This is a genomic window from Pseudomonas sp. Xaverov 83 (assembly GCF_019352905.1).
In the GTDB taxonomy this organism is placed as follows: Bacteria; Pseudomonadota; Gammaproteobacteria; order Pseudomonadales; family Pseudomonadaceae; genus Aquipseudomonas; species Aquipseudomonas yamanorum.
The window spans coordinates 1-371 of the sequence record NZ_JAAAFU010000080.1 but is presented as its reverse complement, the minus strand read 5'-3'; the positions used below and the strand labels follow the sequence as shown (position 1 = coordinate 371).

1 pseudogene is annotated in these 371 nt (G+C 59.3%); it reads right to left on the bottom strand.

The features are described 5' to 3' along the window. Positions 1-103: 103 nt before the first annotated feature. Positions 104-262 (bottom strand): annotated as a pseudogene (locus K0H47_RS26300) (TolC family protein); the annotation flags it as partial. Positions 263-371 lie beyond the last annotated feature (109 nt).

The window sequence follows — 371 nt, the reverse complement described above, 5'->3', positions numbered from 1 at the left end:
GCGGTAGGTCAGACAGAAAAATGTCATCAGTCCCGCCGCCATCGCAGCCTCGCCAAGGCTCGACAGCTCCCACAATCGACCGGTGTGTTGGCAAATATCGCCATCATGCCGACGGCTGGAAATACCCCGCCAACGCCCGCAGATCCTGCTCGTTCAGCAACCCCGCAAAATACTTCAGCTGTATCCGCGCCAGCAGATACGCATGCCTCGCATCCGCCAGGTCGCGGCGTGCCGTGAACAGTTGCTGCTCGGCATCCAGCACAAGGGCGCGCTGTTTGACCAGTTCCCCTGAACGCACCACATGGAATCGGGTGTGTTACTGACCCGGCGTTAAATCCCCAGCACTGCACAGATCAAAATGTGGGAGCCGT